This is a genomic window from Shewanella sp. SR43-4 (genome assembly GCF_014163845.1).
GTDB lineage: Bacteria > Pseudomonadota > Gammaproteobacteria > Enterobacterales > Shewanellaceae > Shewanella > Shewanella vesiculosa.
The window spans coordinates 1-256 of the sequence record NZ_JACJEB010000065.1 but is presented as its reverse complement, the minus strand read 5'-3'; the positions used below and the strand labels follow the sequence as shown (position 1 = coordinate 256).

Genomic DNA, 256 nt, shown 5'->3' with positions numbered 1-256 from the left:
ATCTGTGTGGACATTCACAGGTATTGAGTTATTCGAAATTGTCTTCTGTTCTTCGGAATGTTGGCAATCAAAAAATTTAAACTCAATGCAACGATGAATGTTCATAGTAATATGTACAAAGACTTGTTTCACTTCGGTGAGATAAGCAATCAGAATTCATTGAGCCGAATCGTAAGATTCAAAAAACTTTAATTGAAGAGTTTGATCATGGCTCAGATTGAACGCTGGCGGCAGGCCTAACACATGCAAGTCGAGC

At 37.9% G+C, this 256-nt stretch carries 1 rRNA gene; it reads left to right on the top strand.

Going from position 1 to position 256, the window contains the following annotated elements:
• Positions 1-189: 189 nt before the first annotated feature.
• Positions 190-256, top strand: a 16S ribosomal RNA gene (locus H5123_RS20425); the annotation flags it as partial.